Source organism: Haladaptatus caseinilyticus (assembly GCF_026248685.1).
Classification (GTDB): domain Archaea; phylum Halobacteriota; class Halobacteria; order Halobacteriales; family Haladaptataceae; genus Haladaptatus; species Haladaptatus caseinilyticus.
Genome location: NZ_CP111041.1, coordinates 199,716 through 220,490, shown reverse-complemented (window position 1 = coordinate 220,490; position 20,775 = coordinate 199,716). Strand labels below are relative to the sequence as shown.

Below are 20,775 nucleotides of genomic sequence, written 5' to 3'. Positions count from 1 at the left end.
CTTATCCGTGTTTATTGATGATATTATTCGCGCGCTCCCGCCAACTAGAGCGGTTTTTCGCAATCCAATCGAGATCAGGCACGTTCAATTTCTCGAGATCCTCTGATTTCACGAGTTTATCCGCAATAGAACTCGAATACTCCATATTCGGATTCGGATTCGTATAGTACATCTCCTCCGCGACGATCTTCGCGGCCTGTTTACGAAGTGTATAATCTATAAACTTCCCTGCCCACTCTACCTTGTTATCCGGAATGTTTTTCGGAATTGCATTTCCGAAATTAGTGGTCATCGCACCGCTTTTCGGGATCAAACTGGTGACTGGCTTGCCCTCGCTTTGCCATTGTGCTGCTCGTGCTGACCAGTAGCGGCCAAGCACGATCTTTTCTTGGGCAAATAGTTTGCCGTACTCTTCGCTTGACGTAATAAACTCAGGGTTCATGTCCTTGACAACTTTTTCATACATTTCGAACGCTTTGTCGATCTCTTTGAATGATTTTCCCTGTGTCTTCGCCAATGAAAACGCAAGCAAGTCGTGAGTGGGATCTTCCGTAAATAACCCTACTTTCCCTTTGTATTTCGGGTCAAGATACGCGTTCCAAGATGTCGGTTTTGAATCTATCTTCTTTTGATTATATAGGAGACCACTTGCAGCGAAAATCTGCATTACCCAGTCATCGCTTTTGAAATTATCCGGGATTTTATCCAGCATTGGAACGAGTTCCGGGTTCAACTTCTTCCAAAGACCTGCATTTGACCCGCGAACGAGACCCGACCCGTCCTGTTGGGAAACGTCGACAGGGGGTTTCTTTTTTTGGGCAATGATCTTATTCAGACGGTCTGTATTATCCCCAAGCACATACTCAGCGTTGATTCCGGTTTCCTTTTTGTAAGGTTTGACCACTGCTTTGATCATTAGGTCTTGCCATGTTCCACCCCACGTACCTAACCGAAGGGCGTTGGGTTTGCCACCATTCCCACCACCACCAAGACAGCCCGCTAATCCTGCTCCACCGACGGTAGCACCGAATGCACCGGCTCTTCGTAGATATTCACGCCGGAGTATGCTTTGTTCATCCATACCAAGGGCACAATCCATACTAATACATATAAATCCAACGGATGGGGAACGGATCTCCTAATTTACTCAGATCAAACGCAACGATTCGTATATCATATAATTATTTATAATAGAAATAAAAGAAAGTCTGTCCTCGGCGGAAATTTCATTACCCATCCTCTATACCTATATGAGGGATGCAAACACTTCACATTCCTACGGATGAATATGACGAACGGCAAGCAAACCTTCTCGAGTGTGCTAATGCAGACGGATACGATGGCGTTGTGCTATTCACAGCGCTCAACATTCACTATATCAGTGGGATGTATCACTTACCCACCGAACGACCCTGTGCGTTGGGTATCTCAGAAAACGGAACCGAAATAGTCGTTCCTCGATTGGAAAAAGAACACGCCGAACGTTCTGATTTCGGTATCGACCAGGTTACTGTTTACTTCGAGTATCCACAGGGCAAACCGATGGAGAAGGTTGCCGAAATGTGTGAGTCGTTGGATATTGCGAACGGTACGATTGCTGTGGATAGCGACGGCAGTCCCGGACGGAACGGCTACATTGGTCCAACGCTCTCCGAACTCGTTGATTCGGATGTAGGTGTCGAGGGATATATTACTGAAATGAGAGAAGTAAAGAGCGAAAACGAGATTGAGCTCATCAGGGAAGCGAGTGTCTGGGCAAATCTCGGTCACCGTCTTTTACAGGATAAAATCGAGGTCGGACGTCGTCCAGTCGTCGTCAGTTCGGAAGTCGAGGCGGAAGGGACGAAACTGATGCTCGATACACTCGGGAGTCGATACGAGATGATGAATTGGCAGAGTCCAATGCAATGCAAATTCACTACGGGTGATATAACGAGCCAACCACATAGCGTCAACCAAACAACCCCAATCGAAGATGGTGATAACATCGTCACTATCGTCAAACCACACGTCGGGGGGTACACGACTGAACTCGAACGAACATTGTTCGTTGGGGAACCGAGTGACGAACAGCGAGACTATTATGAGATAATGAGCGAATCACAGGAAATTGCGATCGACACTATCGAACCTGGTGTCGAGTATGCTGCCGTAGAGGACGCTGTGGTGAGCTACTACGAAGAACAGGGTGTTGCAAATAAGACGCAGCATCATATCGGACACAATATCGGAATGGAGGGACACGAACGTCCCTTCCTTGATGTCGACTACGATGGTGAAATTCGAGTTGGTGAATTGTATACTGTCGAGCCTGGCTTCTACATCGACGGAGTGGGCGGATTCCGCCACTCTGATACGGTCGTCGTGACGGACGATGGTGTCGAGACTCTCACCTATTATCCACGCGATATCGACAGTGTGACGATAACCAATGCGTGAACAAATCCCGAACCCGAGACCCCGATTCGTCGATGACTGACGACCCGCTTCGAGGAATTACCTCAGCAAATTCCACAAGTGTTGTCGTCAAAGATGGAGAACTCGTCTAACTGTTCCTCCGTCATAGGTGAGCGAGTTCACGAGTTGTTTGTGTCAAGACCTCCAGTCCAGTATCGGTTAGAACGACGTCGTCTTCGATGCGAACACCACGATACACTCAACATAGATCCCTGGTTCAATCGTGAACGCGTTCCCCATAGAGAGGATCGATTCATTACCCTCCACTAGATACGGTGGTTCGTGGCCCTCAACCCCGAGCACATGGCAACCCAATGTGAAAAGTGTCTCCATAACCTGTCTCTTCGATCCTCACAGAGCGGCGACGAGCGGAGATCTACTCAATTCAAAGTGGACCTCAAGCCTATCGTACCCTGCAAAACAATACTGCAATCCATACGATCTTCAGCATAAATCTTATACTCCGAGTTGTGTTAGCGTATAACGAGTCCGTGATGAACAATGACTAACGTAAGTACAGATGTTGCAAAATCGATCCTCACTGCTGCTGAAAAGAAAGCGACAGAGATTGAGGTTCCGATGTGTATAGCCGTCTTCGATGAAGGAGCTAATATGGTTGCCTTTCGCCGAATGAATGATGCCCTCCTAGCGAGCATCGATATTGCCCAGAACAAAGCTTACTCAGCGGTGAGTCTGAAAATGCCGACTCATGAACTCGCAGACGCTGGTCAACCAAATGAGTCTCTTTTCGGGATTCATTCGACGAATGATGACCGTATTGTCATCTTCGGGGGTGGATATCCCCTTCGTGTTAATGGCAATGTCGTTGGTGCTGTCGGGGTGAGTGGTGGAGCGGTTGAAGAAGATCGAACCGTTGCTGAAGCCGGTGTCGAAGCATTTGAATCATAGGTTCTCTATTCGGGAATCCGCTTCAACGGAGTCCGTTTTGCTAACCGGGCGCTGTTTGCTCCAAGAAGTCGAGCTTGCACAAGTGTTGGTGAAGACACATCGAATACCGGTTGGTCTTCTGGCATCCGTTCATGCTGAAGAATAGTTCGACTCGGATTTCCGTCCCCAATCGCAATTCCAATGCCTAGTCGAGAATCATCGGCAGCCTCGTGTGCAACCATGAGTAGGTCGTCTCGCTGCATGCTCTCGACGTGCCAGGGAACACCCTCTTCCTCAATACCATATTCCACGAAATCGAGTACGTCGGATCGCTCACTTTGATAGTAGACCTCAATCTGTGGCCGCGGAGATGATGTAGTATTACTCATCTGTCGCCACCTTCTCGGTAATCGATGTCGAAAGCCCATCAGGTAGTTCGAAATCAAGGAAAGAACCGCCATCGATATGCGATAGTACGAGACCGGTGGCAACAGCATTTCTCGGACCCTGTTCTTCTCGGATATTACCACTACCACAAACAATCCCATATTCAGCTAAGGTATTCGAGATCATTTCGGGAATCTCGAAATCGAGTGCCGACCGGCCAACCATTACCACAAACGGTAAATGGCGAATATTTAGCGACGGGGTGATTTGACGAAGCGCCCGTTCACTGTTCGTCACGAACACTTTTTCTTTTGCTTCTCGACGTGTCGACCGGATCTCTTCCAGTGAATGATCCGTATTGATCGGTTCCATCTTATCATCGTTCTTTAGTAGTACGACTTTTCCAAAGAGCTCAGGGTCAACAGCAGTTTCCAGAAAATCAACAGTCCCGTCTTCATGCCTGATACTGAAGAGGGTCTCTACTTTTGCGGCTGGATGCTTCTTTATTTCTTCAGCAGTTTTTCGATCTTCTAACCCGAGTTCCGAATCAATGAGCATAGTGACGAGATCACCTGCCCCAGCGAGATGAATCGATTCGATCTCTTTGTGTTCGTTCATATATGCTGCATCGGTGGACCCTCCTCCGATATCCAGGATTGCGATCGGGAAATCCGTTCCCGGTGTCGTCAGTGATCCAAGTACTGCCATTGATGCCTCTATCCCTTGGATGTGAACGTCAATAGCGATCTCTTGTTCCAGTTCTTCTGCGATCTGTTCCATCGGAAGCCGATTGGTCTTGACCATCGAGGCAAGCGCGACAGCGTTTTCCATCCGATATTCGCCAGCGACTGCTCCCTTTACTGCTTGGGGAACGACCGTGTCCACTGCAAGAATATCACGGATCTGAATCGAGTTTGGGTTCTGATTGGTGATTTCACCCATCTCAGTGCGGGCTCGGTTCAGCATTCCTCCGATATTAGTGCCGGATTCACCAGTGACATCTTTGAGTGGTCGTCGGTTTCTGATCGCTTCTCGAATCGCTTGTGCTCCATCCTCAGTATCGACGGTACTCTTTGACCCGTCTTCACCGGTTACAGTAAGTGATCCTGCTGGGATGCTCCGTTCTTCGACATCCCCTTCTGGTGTTTTGATTACGACGCCAGATTTGTTTCCAACCAGGGCTCGTGCAACTGGAATGATTTTCTGTGTTTCTTCTGCTGTTAACTCGAAGAGAGTCGCAATGCCGTAGGGATTCGAGAGGGTATCGATAGTCTGTCCTGATGAAGCGACTTCGATGGCAGCAGGTTGGCCGAGCGGTACTTCGTCGATTTCAGTCACCTCGTCTACGATCGGGATATCGATCTCACAGCGGTTGGAAACGAGTACGGCGTCATCTTTCTGGAGGATCGCTCCTTGGATGTCGTATCCTTGCTCGGCCCACTCATTGATAATGGCCGCCACATCTGCGAAATCGACCGCACTCGGGACTCGGAAAATGATATCGTCGTCCTTTGAATGAGTTTGTTGTGAGCCCGAAATATCGACAATGGTTCCAGTTCCGATTCCAACACCACCGGGTGTCGATGGATCGTGACCAATCATCGTCGATTCCGTGATAATCGTTTCAGTAATCGTCTCCATAGCAACATCACCGATCACCGGTGCTGCTTCATTCAACAAAAGGAGATCAAGGTCTTTTACCTCTATTCCGGCGTTTTCCACTCCTCGTTCCAATGCTCGTTTGATCCCTGGAATGTTTTCGGTCGTCCCTTTGAGACCGGTCGTCTGAAAGAGACTGCTAGCGACGAACCGCCACGACTCCTGATCATGCCGAATAATTCCGACCTCGGTACTGGAGTTCCCGATGTCGATTCCTGCGATGTATTTCATGTGTAGTATCGTATTTTGTAGTGAAAGGGGGAAACGAACGGCAGCAATCACAACCGTGTAGATTCGTTAGTACAGTCCACGTGTTTCGTAGACTTCCGCAGCTTCTCGAACGAGTTCTGCGTTGATCTGTGCATCATATTTCTCCTCGAGTTCGTCGGCAATCTCCAACAATTTCTCTTTCTCTGCTCCACTTGGCCGAAGTGCGTTATAGATCTCTAATATGCGCTCATCCGGTATCTCAGTCAACTCTGCCGCTCGTTGGAAGTTTTGTTTCATCTGCGAACGACCAGCAGATTCTGCGACTGTCGCTTGCTTTTCGAGTGTTTCTGCGGAAATACGGATGTCTGCTGCGTCGACATCGCCGTCTGCCAAGCTCTCGAGCGTTACATCGGACATCGTTTTTCCGGTCGGCGTTTCGACTTGATCTGGATTCTTTCCGAGGGGATACTCGCTTGGTTCGTCTGTGTTGTTATCGGACATGGATCGTAGTGGTCTTTATTCGAAGTGAGCTTCGAGTTCAACTGGTTCTCGTGACTCGTCGATTGATTTCGACTCTTTGATGTGGAGTACTGCGGCGAGTGCTTGATATTTCGGCCTGGCCATCGGGTCGTTTTCGACCGTAACGGGTGACGGATTCTCTCCTTTTGCGTACTTTGCTGCGTTTTTTCCGATGGCTCTGAATTTCTCGCGATCTAACAATGGCGCCTGCGGGAATAATTCGAGATTACTAAGCGGAAGTAAATCTGCCTGATGAATCAATGCCGTTCCTTTCGACTGGATACCGACACTGATTCCCGATCCGCTCAACTCTGCGCCTCGGTTCCCGAGATTCCCTAGATCTGCAGTATCGATAAACCGAACAAGTCGTGATTTGAGGCCCTCCTCTTCGATTCCAGCCATCGTCTCACGTAGCACATTTGCAAGCGGAATATCCACGATCGTTGAGGTTTGAGTCTCCCCGAAGGCTGGACTGATCGCGATTACGACTTCGTCACTTTCACTTCCCTTTTCGGCAATCCCTTTCTCTTCAAGTTGGAGCTTCCGTCGACTAATTTCGGTTTTAGTACTCATTGTTATAATGATCAGACTTCTTCTGGATCGAACGCATGCCGAATATCTTTGATTTCTTCCCAACGCTCCTCACTCATGCGGTAGCCGGTTCCAGGACCCTGATAGTCATTTCTGTCGTTTACACCGCTAGTTACGTTGAATTCCCCATCGATGACCGCAGATGTATGGAGATAATCTCCGGAGATCCGTTGCTTGAGCATATTTAACATGTTTTCCGCCAAGTCGTCAAAACCATGATCGGCGAGGATTTCTACGATATCTAATCCAGTGATATCTCCTTCCATCAATTCTTCTGCGGCTTTCAGATCCGCAGCTTGGTCTCTGTCCGGCATATCATCACTCCCATCACCATATGTCGCGGCTTCAACTTCTTCGTCGGTGATTTGTGGGAAACCCAGTTCTCGGAATACAACTTGAATTGCCCGTGCGGCAGTATTTCGCACTGCAATTGCATCCTCTTCTGCGATCGGCTTTAGTCCCCCATCGACCTTGAGATCCCGTTGCACAACGTTGTAGTCATCATAGTCGTATGAGTCGAAGTTCGATCCGGCGAACATATCGTCATAGTTCGGCATGGTGCTATATCCAGAGAAGATGAGATCTGTTCCAGCGACCAATTGTGGGAATGTCCGTGCCATCTGGCGTTTGTGCGAATGAGAGAACGTCTGGTCATTTCCTGATGCGACCTCTAAATCTACCATGGTCGTAATCAGATTTTCTGCAAGGACGCCTCGAATCCCCGATGGGACGGCGGATGGGATCGCGATACAGCTAATTCCACCGTTTTGCAATCCTTGGACACCACATCCTTTTGTCACGAGAACACAGCGTGACTCTAGATAGACCATCGATTTTCCTTCCGCCTGTCCCATATTCACTTCTGAACCGGAACCAGACGTAAACCGCATCTTCAATCCACGAGAAGCATACCCCGAGGCGAGAAACGCCTTCGACCATGGCGTGTCATCTCCGTCTTTGAAGACCGATTCCGTCCCGTAGACAGATACTGTTTCAGCGTACGTCGTCAGGCCTTTCATCCCTAATTCCAGTTCGGTCGCCTCCTCGACAGCACACTGGGTGAGTACTCCTCCGCGCCCAGCTTGGCTTCCAAGTTGCTGAGCGAGTGCGTTAAACGGCGCATATCGAGCAACTCCTACCGTGGTTTCGATTTCGTCGAATCCTCGGAGCGCTGCCTCGGCAGCGTCAGCCGCTATTTGTACGGGGTGATCTTTGACACTCGTACAATGGCCTTGGTTGCCTGGCGTCTTTCGAGCACGCATTTTCTGCAATGCCATCATCATCTCCAGTGTGTTCATCTGGTTCACTACTTCAGCCAGTTTTGCTGGAGTCATTGCAGTCGTAAGCTCAATGATGTCTTCACGTGCGATGTTAATATCTACGAGTCGTTGAGCAAACTCAACTGAATCAATAGCGAGTGCTTCCTCGGCTTTCTCCACATTGATGGCGTAGTCCGCAATGAAGAAATCGATAAAATCGAAATCTTCTCGCTGCTTTCCATCCATCTCGACGATCTCTCCCTCTTTGACAGTTACACTAGGGTCAGGATCATTGGGACTATCCATTGCGATGAGCCCCTCCTCTGGCCACTCTTTTGCGAACCCGTCTTGATTCACCGGCTTTTCATCGAGTGATTTGAACCGATTCGATCTTTTGTGTTGCTTTGTGTCCGCATTCTCGACTTCACCCTCCTCTCTCTCACTCATGCTTTGAAACAACATACCATGCGTCTGGAACCCACATAGATTTTTCTTATTTTATCATTAAATAATCCAAGCTTGTTTTCAAAATAACAAGTCGGTTTGAACTATGTTTCCTGATTCTATGGTTATTTCCTTTAGTTGTCTTCAACTACACCTACCGAGATTCTTTCCAAGATACGAAATGTAGCACTCTACAGTCAATAATACCACTGGAAAATCCCCAAGGTAAAAGTATGAACAGATACTAGTATTGCCTATTTAATGCAATACACAACATTTCTAGAGAGCATTCAGGATCAAGCGATACAATTACATTATAGTACTTAGTCGATCTAATTTATAAAATCAATTGTCTACCCTATACTATAAGGACTGAAGTTAATAATAAACACTACTAAGAAAATAGAAAATAATATGGTTCAACTCTACAGTCGAATATTATACTGTGTAGTATTGGAAATAATATACACAAGTCCTGCGCAATTGCTTGTTCTGATAGTTATTGTTTGTGAATGGGGATATTTTATAATTATTTTAGTTAATATTAGATATTAGCTCATTATATCCGACAACCCTGGAGATACCTTCCTAAATACTGGTAAAATTAATGTCCCGGCACTTAGTAGCAAGATAATGAGAGCAATCGGACTCTGATAGAAGATATCAAGCGACCCTCCGGACAGAGAAAGCGAACGCCGGAGGTTCTCTTCGGCAATTGGTGCAAGGATTAGTCCGAGGACCATCGGTGCAAGAGGATACCCACGTAGTCGGAGAACGTACCCAATGGCCCCTGCACCTAGCATTATCCATGCATCGAAGACGTTGCCTCTGAGTGCGATTGCACCGATTACACAGAGTACGAATATTGCTGGCCAAAGCAAGGACTCGCGGATATTAATCAATCGAACCCAGTAATGGGCACCGAGCAACCCGAATAGTAGTATAAAGACATAGATGAGAAGGAAGCCCATGAATATCTCATACAACAGCCCTGTTTGCTCTTGATATAGAGCCGGACCGGGTTGGATGTCATGTACTGCAAGAGCACCGATTAAAATCGCTGAAACGGAATCACCGGGAATTCCAAGCGTGAGAGTCGGAATAAGTGCTCCACCAGTGCTTGCGTTGTTCCCAGACTCAGCTGCGGCAATTCCTCGTACGTTTCCTTTTCCAAATGATGGTGTTGCGTCCTTAATCCATCTCGTTGCCTCGTTATAAGTGATGAAAGCTGCGATATCACCGCCTGCACCTGGGATAGCGCCGATAATAACACCACCAATTCCAGACATTACCGAAACTGGCCCGATGGACTTTAGATCTGAAAGCGATGGAATGATTCCTTCGATTTCTTGATCAACTTTCTTTCCGTCTCTGTCAATCCCTTCAGAGTAGGACTTCAATCCTTCTGCAATCCCAAAGAGCCCAATCATCACAGCGATGAACTGGACTCCAGTAAGCAGCTCTGGAACTCCAAATGTAAATCGCTGGAATCCTGCAATCGGATCGATTCCAACTGTTGCAACGAGCATACCCAATAGACCGGACATCATTCCTTTTGTGAGCGAATCACTGCTCACACTGGCTATAATTGTCAACCCAAAGAACGCCAATGCGAAAAATTCCGGTGACCGAAATCGTAGAGCAGCATTTGCAATAACGGGAGAAAAGAATATCAGACCAAGTACGCTGATTATGCCTCCTACAAACGAGGCAACCGTACTAATCCTGATCGCTCTTCCCGCTTCGCCTTTTTGAGAGAGCGGATAGCCATCAAAGATTGTCGCCGCAGCCGAGGGAGTCCCCGGTGTGCGAATCAAAACTGCAGGGATAGATCCTGAATATACTGCGCCCCCATAGATTCCCAACAACAGCATCATCCCATTTGTCGGATCCATTGTAAACGTGAACGACAGTAGAACTGCAACGGTCATCGTCGCGGTCATCCCAGGAATCGAACCCATGAATATACCAAGGAGTATTCCTGACACCATCAGGAGTAATGTGAACGGGTTCAGAATGGTCGTGAACCCATGGAGAACGTTATCTATCATAGGATCACCCCTATGGGAAGTATGGGAAGTAACCTCGAGAACGGTATAATCCCCTCAGGAAGTCGAACGAGAAAGAACCGGCTGAACAAGTAAAACAACACAACTGGAAGACAGATCGATATCGAAATAATAGTAACTTTCGATCGGACCCCTGAGTAGTAGAGAATGATGGGTAAAAATGCAATCGTCCCCACTAAAAATCCTAAGATTGGCATTAGACCTAAGTAGAGTAAGAGTAGAACGAAGATTAGTACGGCCGCTTTAAAATCAAAATCACTCATCTCAAGTGCTGTATCATCGTCTATCATCAAATCCACTACTGCAAACATTATTATACCAAGTGAGATAATGATAGGGAAGAACCCTGGTCCTACTTGACCGTCACTCGGAAATCGACTAGCAAATAGTATTACTGTTATCGATACAGCTATGAACAGTAACGCGAGCGGATTTGACCTGATTTTCTCTTTGCTGATTACCATGTGAAGTTCACACCCTTTAACTGTAATTTGTGCCTGTCAAGCACACTGAGGCCTTGGATATCAAACATAATTGGTTCTAATGATTTAGTTTGACCGAGGATCTCTGCTAATCATACCTCAGGTACTTTCTTGTTGATCTCTATTATGGCGGTACATAAATATACTGGTATAGAATAACACCCAAAGTTAGCATTGTAATGAGTTTAGATTGCTTCGTCGTATTCTATTCCATGCGTTTTCGGTACCACTATCATACCCTTCTCGCTCTATTACTCTTAATTTTTATTTATTCACATCTATCTCCTTGACGAGCTGACCATAGTATTTGTACTTCTCATCAAGAAATTTCTTTAGTTCGTCCGGTCCACGTTTGACTCTCAAGAAATTGTTATTATCCATGAACTTCTTGAATTTTTTGTCCTCGTATACAGCGTTATACGTATCAACGATTGAATCACGGACATCGTTTGGTAGGTCTTTTGGCCCGAAATGAGCCAACCACGAGCCAATTACGATATCTACACCTTGCTGTTTCATCGTTGGAGTTTGTGGAAGCGACTCAAGCTTCTCATCGTACATCACACCAAGCGCTTCGAGTGGTCCATCTCGAACCTGTGGTGCTACTTCGACAGCGCCAACAGTTGCACAGTCGACTTCTCCATTTAGTGTGGCTGTTATCGCAGGCTTCGCTCCATCATATGGGACGTGTTTAACATCGATTCCTGCTTCATGCACGAATGCAGCACCCGCCATATGCCATGAAGAACCTGTGCCAGAGTTTGCCATCTTTACTTTCCCAGGATTCGATTTCGCAAAGGAGAGAAATTTATCTAAAGAATTGTATTTTGAATTTTCATGTACGACAATGGTTGCTGGCATCTGCGTATATTGCATAATCGGCGTGATGTTATCAGGGGATAAGTCGGCGATTCCCAGATGTTCGTACAAGCAAATCTCTGGTGCTGTACATCCGAGAGTAAGTCCATTTGGTTTCGCGTTCGCTACGGCACTCATCCCAACCGAACCAGATCCGCCGGTTTGATTTTTCACATTCCACGTCGCTTCCGTGTGTTTTTCAGCTGCGTCAGCCACAGCCCGGCTAGTCCGATCCGACCCTCCTCCAGCTGCCCATGGAGCGATAATCTCCACTTGTCCGGATGGCCAATTCTGGCCTCTACTTTTTGATAACTTATCTAAACAGCCAGCAGTACTGATGATTCCGGCTCCACTTGCTGCTTTGATGAAATTGCGCCGTTTAGAGCTAATTTGGTTGCGAGACTCTTCATTTTCTACACGGACGAGTGACTGGTTACCAACCATCTCACTTCCATCGTGTAGAGACTATTATTTAGTTTTTTCTTTGCGAATATTGCAATTTTTTTGAACATATAGTATTGCTATTAAATTATGAATAGTAGTTCAAAAATATATCTGTTGTCTGTTGGCAGGGTCGTTCTTCCTCGATTTCTCAAAGCGATCACGTACTAACTTACAGTCCGATTTGTGAGTTACTGTAGCGAAACAGTAATATGTGGTAGTAAACATCTCTGAATATGGTAATCGTTGCAGCAGTGGATAGATCCGCTCGAGCCGCATATACAGTAGATGAAGCAGCACAATTAGCACGAGCATTCGGTGACTCGCTCCATGTTATTCACGCACTAACCCGGTCGGAATTTGTGGAGTTGGGGAAAACCAATGCTCAAGCCGGCGACCCCCTAGATATGGATCAAATACGCATTGCAGCAGCAGAGATGGCCGAAGAAGCAATATCAAATATAGAAATCCAGTATGAAGCCGTTGGGTTAGTCGGCAACCCAGCGGATAAGATCGTCGAATATGCCGACAACCAAGACGCCCGATATATCGTTGTAAGTCCTCGAAAAAGATCACCCACCGGAAAAGTGGTGTTCGGAAGCTTCGCTCAGTCGGTATTACTAGAGGCCAATTGTCCAGTCGTTACCTGTATAATGGAAAATACAACTACGGCCTAGGATCCCATTCACGCTCTACGAGGAAATCATCGAGTTTCTGTTTCGGGTTTTCAAAGACGTTTGCTCCATGGAATACTAGCACCGTCTCGAAATCATATTGGAGCAAATCGTAAAGGTTGATCTCAGCTGCTTTGTGGTCATCGTTGAATAACGCCGGCGGTGGGAGAAGGTATCCTTCTGGTAGCCCCGCTCGATCTGAACCATCAAGCGAATCTCCAGAGATAAGAATATCCCTATCGGTCAGCAATAGCGCGGATGTAGCTTCCGTATGACCCGGAACTTGGATCACCTGGATATCACTTTCGAGAGTGTCACCGTCTTCAAAGCGTACATCCGGTTCATATTCGATTGCTTCGTAGAGTTTTGATTCGTTATCGGCAGCAACCAATTCCGGGTCAAATTCTTCCATAACGTATGGGAGCCCACCGTGGTGACCGTGATCGCCATGAGTGAGAATCACCCGATCGATCATACCAAACTCCTTTTTGAGTGTCTCAACTAGCTCTTCACCGTTTTCATCGAACGCCGTGTCGATAAGCGTCGTCTTACCTTTTGGAACGTCTTCCAACACATATACACGAACGTGTTCGAACTGGATTTTGTAAATCCCATCAGCTACTGGTTCTGCGATCATTGCGAGTAATTATGACCTACCGTTTCGCATAAAACTAACGGTGGACTACCGCAACTTCGGTTCTAAGAGGTTGTATAGCCATCTAAGACGATTGGAAATTTGACTTTTCCGTATACCACTTCAATATGCTTGAAACAATCGGAGTTCTTAATAGTAGCTATATACGAGTATAGAGTATGAATGATGAAGAAGAAACTCCCGGACAACGGTTAAAAAGTGTAGATCAGGCTTTCCAGATTATCGAATATCTTCGCGAGAATGGACCGGTAACCCTCTCGGAGATTACTGACGATTTAGAACTCCCTATGAGTACCGCACATGTTCATCTCTCTACTCTCGTAGCGAATGAGTATGTGATAAAATCAGAAAGAGAATACCGATGTAGTCTTCGATTCCTCCGAGTTGGTGGTGAGATGCGTGACAAGCTTTCGCTTTTTCAGACTGCAAAAGACGAGGTAGACGACCTTTCTGATACCCTTGGAGAATACGCTAACGTAGGTACCATCGAGAACGGTTATATGGTCCAACTGTATAAATCGCGAAACTCATCGTCTATCGATGATAATGCTCCGCTCGGTTCTCATCTGTATTTACATTCAACGGGCTTGGGTAAGGCAATGCTCTCTCGGCTTTCGCAGGAGAGACTCGATATGATACTCGATCTTCGTGGATTACCTAAATTAACTCCGACGACAATCACAGACCGACAAGCACTCGAGAAAGAATTGGCAGAAATTCGAGATCGTGGATACGCAGTCAACCGCAGTGAGCACTTTACTGGTGTATGCGCAGTAGCTGTTCCAATATTATCGGAGCGCAATGAAGTAATCGGTGCAATAAGTGCTAGCGGACCCATTAGCCGGATGGGAGACACGCGTATTGAAGAGGAAATCGCACCAGCACTCTTCGATAAGCAGAATTTTATCGAATTGAAAATCAAACAATAAAGGATCGATTCCATTTCTGTGCCGCTTATCCATGACAGAACTAATTGTGTAATTTTAGGTCGGAGCTTCTATTACATGACTATGTCTGTAAAGATACGTCATCTGTTCTCAATCTCGACTGTCTACTTCAACAATGATGAAGCACGCTTAGGACGGGATTTTCCTCCTTTCGCCCGATTCCGATTTTGTATTCTTCTGGAACAGCAAAATTGGTTTTCAAGGGAATTACTGGCCAATACCTCCATCGGCAAGTTAGTTTGTCTACTACTGGTGTACCCTCTAAGGCACTCAAATTCAGGGATGTCCCATGTCAGCCGAAATTATAAATAATAGAAGTACGTCGTTGAGAATATCGATGAGTAAGCAAAATGTCCTAGTGACGGGACCGTTCGGAGAGGCTGGAGAAGCAATCCTCACTAATCTCTTTGAAAAGGACCAGTATGAGTTCACGTTCCTCGATCGTAGTGACCACCCAGAGTATGAAACATATGTTGCAGATATCGCGGACTACGACGCAATCCGTCCAGCCTTCGAAGATCAAGATACGGTAATTCACTTAGCAGCACAGTCAGATGCTGGTGCAGACTTCGAAGGAATCGTCGATCCAAATATCATCGGGACATACAACGTCCTCAAAGCGATGAAAGATGCGAATGTGCAGAAACTCATCTTTGCTTCCTCACAACGGGTGATGGGTCTTTACGAGGAAGATCATGCTCCTAAACTCTTCGAAGAGGATTATCCGACTCAATTTGATCCTCTCCGACTCACTCACGAGACGCTTCCGAAACCGGATGGATATTATGGGGCTTCCAAAGTATTCGGTGAGAACATTTGTCGGGTACATGCACGCCGTGAGGGGGCACCAGAGCAGGTGTATTCACTCCGTATTTCAAGTGTACGAACCGAAGAATATGACCATCCTTACGGAGATGCTGAGCGTGGTGTCGATCGCACTGATGAGCATAAATTGACCGATGAAGACGAAGTCTGGGATCAGTCACAAACCGGATCATGGAAACGTAACAGTGATGAATACGAAGAAATGGTAAAACGTCTGAAAGCCTCTTGGACTTCCCAGCGAGACTTTGCACACTTAATCGAGTGCTGCCTCAAGGACGAGACAGTGGTCTACGATACATTCTACGCGGTCAGTAGAAATGCTGCTCGCTGGTTCGACATAGAGCATGCCCAGGCGGTTCTCGGATATGATCCAAAGGATGATGCCTCCGAGTGGAAACATCCTCCCGCGGTCGAACACACTTCCGAGTAGCTTTGATGTCTGTCTCAACAACGCGGAGATCAACAGTTCTGTGTCTTTAGCTATTTTAAAAATTTCGTAGTATATTGAGTCGATCCTCATCTCGAAAAGTTCCCCCAGAAGGTAGAGCTCACAAGAATCGTAGCCAATCATTTATTCTACTTATCTTGCTGACTTGAGGCCTTGTCTTAGAGTTCGGAGATATCGAAAACCGGTTTCGCGGTTTTGCTAGCAAGAAATGCCTCGAATGCTTCTTCAACATCGAAAAGTGAAAATCTATCGTCGATAAACGTCTCCGCATCAACATCACCGGATTGAATAATGCGGAATGCGCGCTCGAAATCATCAAACAGAGCTCCGTAGGTACATTGAATATCGATTTCAGAGCGTACAAGAGGTGTATATGCCATCGTAGTTTCACCGGTTTGACCAACTAAAACGACCTGTCCCCCTTTCCTGACCTCTTCGAAGGCGGTAGTCAGTCCAGAAGGATGACCAGTAGTGTCAAATATGACATCGTATCCAGCACCGTCCGTCTTGTCCCTTCGGACGGCTTCTAAATCATCTTCTCCAGCGTTCATAATTTCGAAGCCGAGTTCCCGAGCGAGAGGTAAGCGATAGTTTGCATCCCGACCAATTCCCGAAATTACAACATCCCCGCCTTGAGCGTCAGCGATCTGGGCGGTTAGCAACCCAATTGGACCTGGGCCTTCAACAAGAACGCGATCACCGGGCTCGACTCTCGAATTCTTAGTAACTGCACGTACAGCGATAGCCGTCGGCTCTGCTATTGCGGCGTGGTTCAATGGAATGTCGCTTGGGACACTGTGAAGGACGTCCTCGGGGACTGCGATATATTTCTCATAGGCTCCATCGTGGTCAATACCCGTAAGTGCTGTATTTTGGCAGATATTTTCCTCGCCAATTTGGCATTGATAGCAGTCTCCGCACGGTCGAATCGGTCTTTCAACCACATGGTCACCGATGTTATAGCTGGAAACATTCGCACCGGTCTCTACAATACATCCTGCATATTCATGCCCAATAACGGTCGGAAGGTCCATCCGCTCGAAAGCAGACTTGAATTTGTAGATACCAGCATCACTTCCGCAGAGACCTGCATACTTGACTTCAACGAGTACTTCATTCTCTGCTGGTGTCGGTTTGGGGCGATCTATGAGTTGCATAGCGCCTTCGTTACGCGCAACTTTGGCTAATCCACGCATGGTCGTTCATCACGTGCCGATGATTATAGTTTTATTGATTAAGTCAGTTATTTTCCTCAAATTACGGTACTATCGATAATAGGCTCAACGTTTAACCTTTGAATGGTACGAATCAAGAGAGTAGACAATATGGTAAACAACAGAACAATCACAAATTTATGTTGTGAAGAACCAGTAGTTTAAAATGACCTGAGAACACGGGTTCTTTCATGCATACGGTAGAGCCGAGTGTAAATAGACCAGAGTCTGAGATCGTTTCAGGATTTGAGAAGGTGCCAAGTTCGATTGTGTCCGACGTAACTGGGAATGTCGGGGTCGCAATGGATTCTGGTATGAAGCCCATCTACAATGGTGCTGAACTAGCTGGAACTGCAATAACTGTAAAGGCCTCACCAGGTGATAACCTAATCATTCACAAAGCGATCACGTTGGCAAAGCCAGGGGATGTTCTCGTAATCGATGCAAATGGGTATCTGGAAACTGGTCACTTAGGGGAACTAATGTGCACATCCTGTAAAGCAAATGACCTTGCCGGTATCGTCATTGATGGTGCCATTCGAGATCGCAAGGAGATCGAAGAAATGGAATTTCCCGTTTATGCCCGAGGTGTTCATCCGCAAGGACCACTCAAGCAGGACCCTGGTTCGATTAATGTCACGATTTCCTGTGGAGGGGTTACTGTTGACCCAGGTGATATCGTAGTGGGAGACGACGAGGGCATAGCAATTGTCCCATCCGAAAATGCCCTGTCGATTCTAGAACGGTCGCATGAGAAAATGGACGCCGAAGATAATATTCGCAAGCGTATTCAGAATGGTGATTATCTCTTTGAGATCAGCGGGTATGACAAACTGTATGAGAACCTTGAGGTGATCGGTCCTGAAGATTCAGCTCAGTAATAATCCTGCTCAACGATAAACCGTAGTTCCTTATTACTACGTAAAATATGACTGAACCATTGCTCTCTTGTTCAAGAGGACGTGTGTTTCCATACCGCTCAGCCATTTCCCTTGATACCTAATACAACGTGGCGTTTTTGCTATGTCGTTTTTTACGTGAGTAAAGGCTGACCCTGCATTACGGACTGTAGTGGGTATTACCTCGATTAGAGCCTTATAGATCCTTCCACAGCTTCCTCGACCTCGAGGTCGCCGATAGTTCCCTCTAGTCTTACGTTTGAAAGCTGATTCGGAATCTACACCACTACTATTGACAATGGCACTTTTTGAATCCACCAGTGCAGTTACAGTAGGGGCCATATTCGATAGCTAAGCTTGTCAGCGCTCGACCTATAGTACCTGCTCATAGTTACCCAGTTGCATCTAAATCTCACTGTCTAAAGACAAGGGTTCGATGACACGCAGATCTTTATCCGCAGCGACTGTCCGAACCACTTCCATGGTTTCTTCGATTTCTCCGCTTGCAGTTGCAAGTTGCAATCGAGCGCTTGAGATGTCCTTCGTACCCTTCGGTGCGGAAAGAGAAAGTTCTGTTACCGATGTGTTGCTTTTCTCCCGAATCTGAGTAAGCGTATCCGAGAGGTCTGTATCAACTAAATGGCCGGATAAAATAACCGTGACAGATGTACTATATCGCTCTGTTCCTGCTTGTACAACTTTGATCCCAACGTCGCGTAGTGAATCTATAATTGCGTCGTAGCGTTCAGCAGTCGCCTCCAGATCTACTTCGATCGGAATATGACCTCGGGGTGTAATGTTTCCACGTTCGTGGAATACCGAGAGCAGATTTCCACCATTATTCGCTATCGGTTCCAGAGCACGTAATAGCTCACCTGGGTCATCAATTAACTCAAGTCGAATTGTGTATGTTTGAACTTCAGTTTGAATGTCAGTCATCTATAACAATCACCAATTCCTGCTGTCTATTCATAGCTCTAATCAGGGGCTTCCGAATATATAAATGCAATCGATGTCGCATCTTTTGTACCAACTTTTAGAGCTCCTCAGACCAACTAACTAATCCAGATAAACTTCGATGTGTATCTCCAACATTTCCCAAAATGGACTTACATTGATTTTCTATTGACCCCTTATCGAGACAGAATGTTTTATACTATCCGAGGTGATGCTCTTTAACATGGATTACGATGATCTCGTCCTCATCGCCGAATTAGATGAATTATCCGACGAGCCAACGGTCCGACCCTATGCTGATGCGATTGCAATTCAAATGTGGAGCAGTGAAAACATTGTTAATCAAATAGAACGATACTCTGGTGAACTGCCGGTTGTTATTATAGCTCACTCCGATAAGAGCAATAATACTTCGTTTTCCGACTCGAACATCGACTCTCTTCAAGCGGTAGTAGAACACGATACCGTTGAAGCAATTTCCATTGACCTAGACAGTATCCAGAAAGAAGTTCGTTTATTCAAATGTCTTGAATCCGCTGATGTGGATGTTATAATATCATATATAAATAATAACAGTACACCAGTCAAGTCTGATCTAATGTCAATTATCGATGGTGCGACAAACTTTGGGGATGTTGTTTACATACAAACTGCAGCAAAGACCACAAATGACACCTCAACTCTTCTCTCAGTAATTAATGAGGCGACAGACCAAGGAATTATCACAGGAGGCGTTGCAACTGGCAAGATAGGGCGTCATACGCGCGCTATTGCGCCATTTTATGGTTCAAAGTTAGCCTTTGCACCTTTATCCCAGTCCAAAAATGACAATTCTCAACATTCATTTGCTATTAAGGAGTTGTCCAATCTTATAAGTGATATTGAATATTCTGATACCACCACTTCGCTTTCTGATTTGATTACTAACCCTCTTATTACTGAATTCAATGAGTGAAATAAATAGTGTGGCCGGATTTCAAGGTGGCTCTCTGTATTTATAAAAATCTCAGAGCAAATAGAGGATTTGTACTATCGTTTCTTGTAGGCTATTTACTATTCTCCACTACTTTTTTTCTCGCATACGAATTTACATCGGATTCTATGTTTGTGTATAAACTATTGCTAGATGATCTCAGTGTATCAATCATAGATCTGAGTTTATAAATAGGAATTTGACCTGGTGCGTATTCACTTTCATCAGATTTTAATGGAGCATATCCAATTTTTGCTCCATACAGCGGTGCAATCGCACGGGTGTGACTACCAATCGTCCCCATCGAGATTCCCGTAGCACGTAGCCCATTTTCGGAGACTGAACTGACAGCCCTAAGCATATTCAGTGAATCAGTGTGGTTATTTGCGTAAGCTGCGACTTTTGCAATATCGCCATATTGCCCACAGGCTTCAAAAATGGCCTTGAGAACATTTAGATCAGGAGTTTCCTCGAACTCATGGAACGAGATTATAATCTCTACATCCCCCTTTTCAAACTCCTCAAGAACCCAACTGGACCCCCGAGCTGTTTCTAATTCTATATCAACCATCTCGACAGCCTCAAATTCGGACGCAGTAAATAGATGGTCGAGTCGTCCTGAATCACTCGCTTTTCCCCCGAACCATTGGGCTCTATTCGTTGCGATTATCGGTAGTTCTCCATCGTACTCAGCAAGTTGAGAAAGAGGATTTTTCGCCTTGTCCATTCTAAACTCGACCACATCCGCTACCTCTCTTACCTGTGTTTCTCGCTGGAGATCATTCGTAGTCGCAGCGAGGGCGAACTGATCTGGTTCCATGTTGGCATGCTACGTGGCTGGCATCATAAAAAGATTCGATTTCGACTGTACTAGCATGACCAAATCAATATTAACATAGCCAGATGTTCATCCGAATTT

The 20,775-nt window shown here is 46.1% G+C and carries 21 protein-coding genes; 7 read left to right on the top strand and 14 right to left on the bottom strand.

The features are described 5' to 3' along the window. Nucleotide 1: 1 nt before the first annotated feature. A complete protein-coding gene (locus OOF89_RS21110) occupies nt 2-1,081 on the bottom strand; it encodes an ABC transporter substrate-binding protein (RefSeq protein WP_266082679.1) in 1,080 nt (359 codons plus the stop codon). Between the two features lie 176 nt (nt 1,082-1,257). On the opposite strand from OOF89_RS21110, the gene OOF89_RS21105 reads away from it, so the two are divergent. Then, nucleotides 1,258-2,439, top strand: coding sequence for a M24 family metallopeptidase (locus OOF89_RS21105; protein ID WP_266082677.1), 1,182 nt, complete (start codon nt 1,258-1,260; stop codon nt 2,437-2,439). A gap of 177 nt (nt 2,440-2,616) precedes the next feature. Here OOF89_RS21105 and OOF89_RS24685 read toward each other — a convergent pair whose 3' ends face one another. Beyond that, nucleotides 2,617-2,790, bottom strand: a complete 174-nt coding sequence (locus OOF89_RS24685) for a M24 family metallopeptidase (RefSeq protein WP_407661676.1) — start codon at nt 2,788-2,790, stop codon at nt 2,617-2,619. Nucleotides 2,791-2,958: 168 nt separating this feature from the next. Between OOF89_RS24685 and OOF89_RS21100 the strand changes: the two genes are divergently transcribed. After that, entirely contained in the window at nt 2,959-3,366 is a 408-nt protein-coding gene (locus tag OOF89_RS21100) for a GlcG/HbpS family heme-binding protein (protein ID WP_266082675.1), read from the top strand. A 5-nt stretch (nt 3,367-3,371) separates the two neighbouring features. Here the strand turns inward: OOF89_RS21100 and OOF89_RS21095 are convergent, their stop codons facing one another. The 8 genes from OOF89_RS21095 to OOF89_RS21060 all read right to left on the bottom strand — a co-directional run bounded on the left by OOF89_RS21095 (nt 3,372) and on the right by OOF89_RS21060 (nt 12,267). Further along, nucleotides 3,372-3,734, bottom strand: a complete 363-nt coding sequence (locus tag OOF89_RS21095; RefSeq protein WP_266082673.1) for a glycerol dehydratase reactivase beta/small subunit family protein — start codon at nt 3,732-3,734, stop codon at nt 3,372-3,374. After that, the gene (locus tag OOF89_RS21090) at nt 3,727-5,622 is read right to left on the bottom strand and encodes a diol dehydratase reactivase subunit alpha (protein ID WP_266082671.1); all 1,896 of its coding nucleotides are present in this window, start codon (nt 5,620-5,622) and stop codon (nt 3,727-3,729) included. Before OOF89_RS21090 ends, OOF89_RS21095 begins: the two co-directional genes overlap by 8 nt. 66 nt (nt 5,623-5,688) lie before the next feature. Further along, entirely contained in the window at nt 5,689-6,102 is a 414-nt protein-coding gene (locus OOF89_RS21085; RefSeq protein WP_266082669.1) for a diol dehydratase small subunit, read from the bottom strand. Between the two features lie 15 nt (nt 6,103-6,117). Further along, entirely contained in the window at nt 6,118-6,693 is a 576-nt protein-coding gene (locus tag OOF89_RS21080; RefSeq protein ID WP_266082667.1) for a propanediol/glycerol family dehydratase medium subunit, read from the bottom strand. Nucleotides 6,694-6,704: 11 nt separating this feature from the next. Then, nucleotides 6,705-8,417: a propanediol/glycerol family dehydratase large subunit gene (locus tag OOF89_RS21075; protein ID WP_266082665.1), complete on the bottom strand. Its 1,713-nt coding sequence runs from the start codon at nt 8,415-8,417 to the stop codon at nt 6,705-6,707. A 548-nt stretch (nt 8,418-8,965) separates the two neighbouring features. Beyond that, a complete protein-coding gene (locus OOF89_RS21070; RefSeq protein WP_266082663.1) occupies nt 8,966-10,465 on the bottom strand; it encodes a tripartite tricarboxylate transporter permease in 1,500 nt (499 codons plus the stop codon). Beyond that, nucleotides 10,462-10,947: a tripartite tricarboxylate transporter TctB family protein gene (locus OOF89_RS21065; protein WP_266082661.1), complete on the bottom strand. Its 486-nt coding sequence runs from the start codon at nt 10,945-10,947 to the stop codon at nt 10,462-10,464. Before OOF89_RS21065 ends, OOF89_RS21070 begins: the two co-directional genes overlap by 4 nt. 282 nt (nt 10,948-11,229) lie before the next feature. Then, nucleotides 11,230-12,267, bottom strand: coding sequence for a Bug family tripartite tricarboxylate transporter substrate binding protein (locus OOF89_RS21060; RefSeq protein ID WP_266082660.1), 1,038 nt, complete (start codon nt 12,265-12,267; stop codon nt 11,230-11,232). Nucleotides 12,268-12,500: 233 nt separating this feature from the next. Between OOF89_RS21060 and OOF89_RS21055 the strand changes: the two genes are divergently transcribed. Then, the gene (locus tag OOF89_RS21055) at nt 12,501-12,941 is read left to right on the top strand and encodes a universal stress protein (RefSeq protein WP_266082658.1); all 441 of its coding nucleotides are present in this window, start codon (nt 12,501-12,503) and stop codon (nt 12,939-12,941) included. Here the strand turns inward: OOF89_RS21055 and OOF89_RS21050 are convergent. Next, nucleotides 12,931-13,575, bottom strand: a complete 645-nt coding sequence (locus OOF89_RS21050; protein WP_266082656.1) for an MBL fold metallo-hydrolase — start codon at nt 13,573-13,575, stop codon at nt 12,931-12,933. The genes OOF89_RS21055 and OOF89_RS21050 overlap by 11 nt on opposite strands. Before the next feature lie 176 nt (nt 13,576-13,751). Between OOF89_RS21050 and OOF89_RS21045 the strand changes: the two genes are divergently transcribed. Together OOF89_RS21045 and OOF89_RS21040 are read left to right on the top strand one after the other, a co-directional pair. Then, nucleotides 13,752-14,522: an IclR family transcriptional regulator gene (locus OOF89_RS21045; protein WP_266082654.1), complete on the top strand. Its 771-nt coding sequence runs from the start codon at nt 13,752-13,754 to the stop codon at nt 14,520-14,522. 355 nt (nt 14,523-14,877) lie between these two features. Continuing rightward, on the top strand, nt 14,878-15,795 hold the full coding sequence (locus tag OOF89_RS21040; RefSeq protein ID WP_266082652.1) for an NAD-dependent epimerase/dehydratase family protein: 918 nt from the start codon (nt 14,878-14,880) through the stop codon (nt 15,793-15,795). Nucleotides 15,796-15,971: 176 nt separating this feature from the next. On the opposite strand, the gene OOF89_RS21035 is transcribed toward OOF89_RS21040, so the two are convergent. After that, nucleotides 15,972-17,009 (bottom strand): zinc-dependent alcohol dehydrogenase, encoded by a 1,038-nt coding sequence (locus OOF89_RS21035; protein WP_266082650.1) that lies wholly within the window; start codon nt 17,007-17,009, stop codon nt 15,972-15,974. A gap of 209 nt (nt 17,010-17,218) precedes the next feature. On the opposite strand from OOF89_RS21035, the gene OOF89_RS21030 reads away from it, so the two are divergent. Beyond that, a complete protein-coding gene (locus OOF89_RS21030; protein ID WP_266082648.1) occupies nt 17,219-17,908 on the top strand; it encodes a 4-carboxy-4-hydroxy-2-oxoadipate aldolase/oxaloacetate decarboxylase in 690 nt (229 codons plus the stop codon). Between the two features lie 423 nt (nt 17,909-18,331). Here the strand turns inward: OOF89_RS21030 and OOF89_RS21025 are convergent, their stop codons facing one another. Then, nucleotides 18,332-18,865, bottom strand: coding sequence for an amino acid-binding protein (locus tag OOF89_RS21025; RefSeq protein ID WP_266082646.1), 534 nt, complete (start codon nt 18,863-18,865; stop codon nt 18,332-18,334). A gap of 241 nt (nt 18,866-19,106) precedes the next feature. Between OOF89_RS21025 and OOF89_RS21020 the strand changes: the two genes are divergently transcribed. Then, nucleotides 19,107-19,838, top strand: coding sequence for a type I 3-dehydroquinate dehydratase (locus OOF89_RS21020; RefSeq protein WP_266082644.1), 732 nt, complete (start codon nt 19,107-19,109; stop codon nt 19,836-19,838). A 91-nt stretch (nt 19,839-19,929) separates the two neighbouring features. On the opposite strand, the gene OOF89_RS21015 is transcribed toward OOF89_RS21020, so the two are convergent. Further along, nucleotides 19,930-20,676: a type I 3-dehydroquinate dehydratase gene (locus tag OOF89_RS21015; RefSeq protein ID WP_266082642.1), complete on the bottom strand. Its 747-nt coding sequence runs from the start codon at nt 20,674-20,676 to the stop codon at nt 19,930-19,932. Nucleotides 20,677-20,775 lie beyond the last annotated feature (99 nt).